The 5694-nt window shown below is 41.6% G+C and carries 5 protein-coding genes and 1 pseudogene; 1 reads left to right on the top strand and 5 read right to left on the bottom strand.

What is annotated here, in order from left to right; genetic code table 11:
* Positions 1-2 precede the first annotated feature (2 nt).
* The 4 genes and pseudogenes from B4K20_RS11510 to B4K20_RS17040 all read right to left on the bottom strand — a co-directional run.
* A complete protein-coding gene (locus B4K20_RS11510; protein WP_289282991.1) occupies positions 3-899 on the bottom strand; it encodes a ribose-phosphate diphosphokinase in 897 nt (298 codons plus the stop codon).
* Positions 896-2431 (bottom strand): thymidine phosphorylase family protein, encoded by a 1536-nt coding sequence (locus B4K20_RS11505; RefSeq protein WP_289282990.1) that lies wholly within the window; start codon positions 2429-2431, stop codon positions 896-898. Before B4K20_RS11505 ends, B4K20_RS11510 begins: the two co-directional genes overlap by 4 nt.
* Before the next feature lie 764 nt (positions 2432-3195).
* On the bottom strand, positions 3196-3819 hold the full coding sequence (locus B4K20_RS11500; protein WP_289282989.1) for a VPLPA-CTERM sorting domain-containing protein: 624 nt from the start codon (positions 3817-3819) through the stop codon (positions 3196-3198).
* Positions 3820-4213: 394 nt separating this feature from the next.
* Positions 4214-4438, bottom strand: a pseudogene (locus B4K20_RS17040) (recombinase family protein); the annotation flags it as partial.
* A gap of 330 nt (positions 4439-4768) precedes the next feature.
* Between B4K20_RS17040 and B4K20_RS11495 the strand changes: the two are divergent.
* Positions 4769-5320 (top strand): hypothetical protein, encoded by a 552-nt coding sequence (locus tag B4K20_RS11495; RefSeq protein WP_289282988.1) that lies wholly within the window; start codon positions 4769-4771, stop codon positions 5318-5320.
* Positions 5321-5425: 105 nt separating this feature from the next.
* Here the strand turns inward: B4K20_RS11495 and B4K20_RS11490 are convergent.
* On the bottom strand, positions 5426-5694 hold a 269-nt coding region (locus tag B4K20_RS11490; protein WP_289282987.1), incomplete at its 5' end, for a hypothetical protein.

Below are 5694 nucleotides of genomic sequence, written 5' to 3'. Positions count from 1 at the left end.
ATCTATTGTTGTAAAACGCCCTGTAAAGCCTTAGCGAGAATATTGGCCAAACTCACGCTATTTGTTTGATGAGGAATGCTATCGCAGCTATATATCTGTTTGACACCTGCCGCATTGAGTTGCGCTATGGCATCTTCAATAAACAAAGCATGACTGACTAACACACTGACGGATGCTGGTTGATATGGCATTAGTTTTTTGGCTGCTTCCAGTAGGGTTTTACCCGTACTGGCAACATCATCCACAATAATAATATTGCGTCTGGCATAGTCATTCTCTGGCAATGTGACGACAACATTATGATCACCTAAACGTTGTTTGTGTGCCACGGCATAGTCAAAGCCAAAATGTGTGGCAATCTCTTTTACCCATTGCTCTGATTCACCGTCCGGTCCTAAAAGGAGTGGGGTAGTGAAATGCGCTTCTATAAATTCTGCCATGGGTTGTGTGGCGGTGAGATTAATAGCCTGTTCCAGCGGAATAGCTTCACTCAACTGGGAGATACGGTGCAGATGGCTATCGACTGTAATGACAGCATCAAACAAATCAGCCAGGAAATGACCCACAATGGTCTGACTAACGACTTCCCCTGGGTGAAAAGCTTTATCTTGTCGCATATAACAAAGATAGGGTGCCACCAGAATAATCCGTTTTACACCATGCTGACGTAATGATTGTGCAGTGAGCATCAATTCGACTAATTTGTGGTTAGGATCATCGAGACTGCGGCATAGGATAACTGTTTCCGCTAAATTGACTGGCAAGGTCAGTTGACTTTCGCCATCTGGAAAGCGGTGCAACAGGACAGTTTCATAAGGAATGCCACAGACAACAGCAAGCGCTTTGGCTTGTTGCTCGTAGTCAGAGAAGCTTAATAATAGGGTGGGGGTCATGCTCATAAGTGCTCGATCTGATAACTGTTATCGGTCATTGCGGCATTTTTTGCAAAGGTAAAATCGGCATTAAACTCAGCATAAATAGTAAACAAAGGCTCGCCTTGTTTCACTTTATCACCGACCTTTTTATGTAGATACACGCCCGCACCTTTATCCATAGGAGCACCTGCCAGCCGTGCAATGGAGGCGATTTTGAGATTATCTATTGCACTGATGCTACCCGTTGTTTGAGCACAAATATCATAATGCAGCTTCCCAACACGCATCGGAGTGTTGTTACGACCCTGAGCATCAATAATGGCATTCATTTTAGTGAGGGCTCGGCCTGATTCAAGAATGTCTCTGGCGATGGTATAACCTTGGCCGCCTCGGACATCGGGATCAAATTCGATAATCCTGCCAGCGAGTTGCAATGCTTTTTCTTTCAAATCGATGGGCGCATCAGGTTCATTTGTCAGAATCTTCATAACATCCTGGGTTTCCAGAACTGGACCTATGCCTCTACCGATAGGTTGGCTGCCATCAGTAATGACTACTTCTAAGTGTAATCCCATATTGTCGCCAACATACTCAAAAAGCTTACGAAGCTTCAGTGCTTCCATGTGTGTATGTACTTTTGCTGAAGGCCCTATGGGAATATCAATAATTAAATGTGTCGCTCCAGCGGCCATTTTTTTTGAAAGTATTGAGGCGATCATCTGACCAGTCGAATCCATGGATAGAGGGCGTTCTACAGAAATCAACACATCATCAGCCGGGGCCAGCTTTGCAGTGCCCCCCCAAGCCAGAAAAGCACGTTGTTCACTGACAATTTCATGAAGGCGACGCAGTGACAAATCGACGTTAGCTAAGACTTCCATGGTATCTGCGGTACCAGCAGGTGACGTGATTGCCCGGCTGGATGTTTTAGGCATCAGCATGCCATGAGCAGCAATAATAGGCACAAGTAGCATGGTGGTGCGATTGCCGGGGATACCACCGATGCAATGTTTATCGCAGACCAAACCTTCCCCCCAATCAATCCGCTCTCCTGTATCAACCATCGCATGCGTCAGATGTAATATTTCATCACGCTCCATGCCTGTTTCAGCACAACCCACAATAAAGGCGGCTGTTTCTATTTTTGAATAACGGTTATTAACGATGTCCTGAATGATGTGTAGATATTGTTCGTAATTAAGCTTTTCGCCTGCGATCTTCTTATGTACGGATTTGAGCGAATCTGGTGGGCTGGCATGATTGATAAACACCTCAGAACCTTCAGGAATGCCAAGTTGTTCATAAACCTGTTCACTCAACCCCAGCTCATCGACATCTGTAATGGAAGTGTCATCGACAACATTTAAAACGGCAATCACAGGTTGCTCACTATCAGCTGTGTGAATCTCTATTTTACTCAGTGCTTGAAAGCCCTCACTACGATAAAGGCCACAACTACGGTGCAAGTAGGCCACGTTTTCTTTATAGGTATCGATGGCGACACACTTTAACTTCAGGGAAGGGATGGCAGCAGGTAATTCCGACGTATCAATCATCTTCGTCTCTGTGAGAATAACTGATTAAAGCTTAATGGCTGCTTACTCAATTGGTCAATCTGATTTATCAGCAAAAATGATCTGTATCAGTAATAGGAAATATAGGATTATTTTTGATAATAGGCAGGCTTGAATGACTGAAAAGTGAACACACTTTTTATCTTTAAATATAGAGCTTAAAGGTAGGTAGAGAAGAAATTTTCAGAGGAAGAATATACCTAACAAGACGGTGGGGTGAAGCCTATTTATGCCAGAAACAAAAAAGCCCCTTCGAGAAGGGGCTTTTAATGTATGGCGGAGAGTCAGTCCGCCATTATATGGTTTCAGGTGGTAACCGGAGGTATCAGGAAGAACAATAAAAATATTCAAAATCATAAGCTTATTTTTACTTTAGTCTCATGACGTCTCAGAGAGAATCACACAATCTTAAAAAAAGTGGTATGCCAAATGGTATGCCGATGTAAATTTTGTGAATATGAAGGTAGCGTGATTCAGAGAGGGTTGATGTTAACCTGAACAAATACAGTTGATGCAAATAGTCATTAATAATCAGAATTGTGACTTCTAGAATAATTAGTTCGATTACTCGTGCATTATTTGCCATTCTGACTAACAAACATGTGTGTGATCAAATTTTATGATGATGAGATGACAGGTTGAGCTTGAGTAACTATCCTGCTTTATCGAGGAGATGTGATATCAGAGCGCACAAAAAATATAGGCATAGTGAGTAACAAGTCAGTTACTCACTATGCCAAAACAGATTAAGAGTGTCTGCGTCTGAAGCCAACAACTCCAATTAGTGCAGGTAAAAGCAGCCAAGCTGTGTTTGGAAGTGGAACTGCCTGAATGTTTGGATCGAAAAGTGGCCCCTCTGGAATTGTTCCGTCAAAAATGCCAAAGCTATACTCCATTTGTGATCGCAAAGATTTTGCATCACCCTCAATTAGCATTGAGAATGTGTCGTATTGCATGAGGTCAATATCAAGCAGTAAATAACCATAACCCGTTTCTGGTAATTCCAAAATTTGCCCAAAATATCCAAGTACAGTATTTTGAGTTTCAAATGTTTGCCATTGCACTAGAATGGTTCCGCTGACATCTTCCAATGCTGCAAAAGTTGTCCACGTACCCATCCAACGCAAGACATAGTGACCATCACCCAAGTAAAAGAAATCATCAGTATCTTCTATTTCTTCGTCACCCACACTACTATCGTAGTATTGATAAGGATTTTTACTTCCCTCTCCACGATGTCCAGTGTCGGTGTTATATGTGTAGTAACTCTCTGCATAGCCTCTACCGCCTTTGAGTGTCATGAAGTAAGAGTCTGCTAGAGAACTGCTAGAAAAGATTAATAAAATTGCGAATACAAATAGTGATTTCACTTTTGTCCCTCCCTAAGATCATAAAGTGTGAAACAGATCACAAAATATGATCATGACAGATCAAAGTCAAAGCATTCGCAAAGTCATCACTATGAGTTATAGCCGTCTTACAAAAAGCTTAGTTGAGTGATGGTTAAGTTAGTTAATTATTTACAAGTTATGTGAATCTAACTTGACCTTTTCAGTGGGGCGTGAGTTACAGTATTAATTACAGATTATTCTTTGTGCAGTACAGAACGATATCTCGAGTTGTGCTGCTGTCTTCCTGATAGACAATCATTCAGCCAACAACTCAAGTTCTTTCTCACGGTCTATCTGTTCTGGTCTGCCTTTATACACTTTTTTCCTTAGCTTTCTGAATACCTTCTCTCTGACGTGTCAACAGCATCGAGTGTCAAACTGCTACAAAGAAGCATAGTACGTCTAACATCAAATCCTGCATAGCGTTCTGTTTGCCTGTGGAGGTCTGTCCTTCCTTGTGAAGTCTGACAATCACATCTTGAGAGCTCATATGTTTAATCAGTTCAATCAGGTCAGCAACATTACTTGCCATCCGTAAGATGTCATGAACATGAACTTCATCACTTTCTCGTACTAACTCAAGTAAAGCCTTTAGCTGTGTTCGATTAGTATCTTTCCAGAATACTTATCAGTGAAGACCTTATCCAGTGTTCTACCGTCTAGTTGGCGCTCTGTGTTCTGAGCTACCGTTGACATCCTCACATCTCCGATGAGCTTCATAAGTTGACACTCCTGTATTCATCTAAGTCTTAAAAGTTGGCAGGGTCTCGTACTCAAAAATTAAAACACAACTTAAAAGAACACTCCTTTTGCATTCAAGCAATGTGTGTTTTTAGGGAGTACCCAAAAAATCTTCTGTCAGTAGGACATGGTTATTTGTTATAGTTTTTATGATCTGCATCACACTTTCACTAAAAGGATCTTAAAAATGAACAAAATTTTGGTAAGTCTGTTTCTCTTATTAGTATCTACCTCATCAAATGCAGCTTTATCCATTATCGCTGGTGATGCTATATGGGGAACAGGAGGTTACTCAGGTTGCTCTTCTGATAGTTGCAGCATCTATGACACACCAGGCACGACAAATGATTTATCCAAGCCAGTTACCGATGTTTATCCTTATTTCAATTACTATCTAAGCAATCCTCAGCTTGATACAAGCACTGGCTTATATTTTCAACCATCGTTTGGGTCTGGTACCGTTATTTCTTCATCAGAAGATGGTTGGTTTAATATCACTCATTCGTGGAAGGATGTTGCTAATGCAAGCAGCTTCTACTCACAAACAACTCACACCTTCATTGAAAGGATTTTCCTGTCTGCGGGCGATGCGATTAGTGTGGCGATTGGAGGAACAGCCCTAAGCTCTTCAGCGTTTTATAAATACGATATCGTTAGCGCTGTTCCAATCCCAACAGCTATGTTCTTATTTCTACCTACTCTGTTATTGTTCTCTTTGTTGAGAAAAGCAAAAAACTAAACCGAATGTCGTTTATTGAAATTAATCTTCTCGATACCCCTCAAGTCATTAAGATTGAGGGGTGACTAGGAAATTAATGTGTAGTCTAGTGAATACTGAGTGGTGCTAGTTTTCAAAGAGTACAGTGAGAGGCAGATGATCACTAACAGCGAGCCAGTCAGTATGGTTAGAGAGTTCTAGAGCGCATCTATACAACAAGTCATTTGAAGCAAAGATGTAGTCAATGTGATAAGGGCGCTTCAGGCTACGATGTAAGTAAAACGTAGGATTCGTCTCTAGTCCTTGCTGCTCACCTGAAATGTGGTGATAGACACTCGAAATACCTATACTTTCAAGTTCCGTGACTACGTCAGAATGATTCCACCAACGGTCAG

The sequence above is a fragment of the Methylophaga sp. UBA5088 genome (assembly GCF_002414625.1).
Taxonomy (GTDB): Bacteria; Pseudomonadota; Gammaproteobacteria; order Nitrosococcales; family Methylophagaceae; genus Methylophaga; species Methylophaga marina.
The sequence above is the reverse complement of the archived record's forward strand: the minus strand, read 5'-3'. Positions and strand labels throughout refer to the sequence as shown.

What these genes read in the sequence shown, in the direction of transcription:
- B4K20_RS11510 (WP_289282991.1), bottom strand. Translation starts at nt 899, where the DNA reads ATGAGCATGACCCCCACCCTATTATTAAGCTTCTCTGACTACGAGCAA.
- B4K20_RS11505 (WP_289282990.1), bottom strand. Translation starts at nt 2,431, where the DNA reads ATGATTGATACGTCGGAATTACCTGCTGCCATCCCTTCCCTGAAGTTA.
- B4K20_RS11495 (WP_289282988.1), top strand. Translation starts at nt 4,769, where the DNA reads ATGAACAAAATTTTGGTAAGTCTGTTTCTCTTATTAGTATCTACCTCA.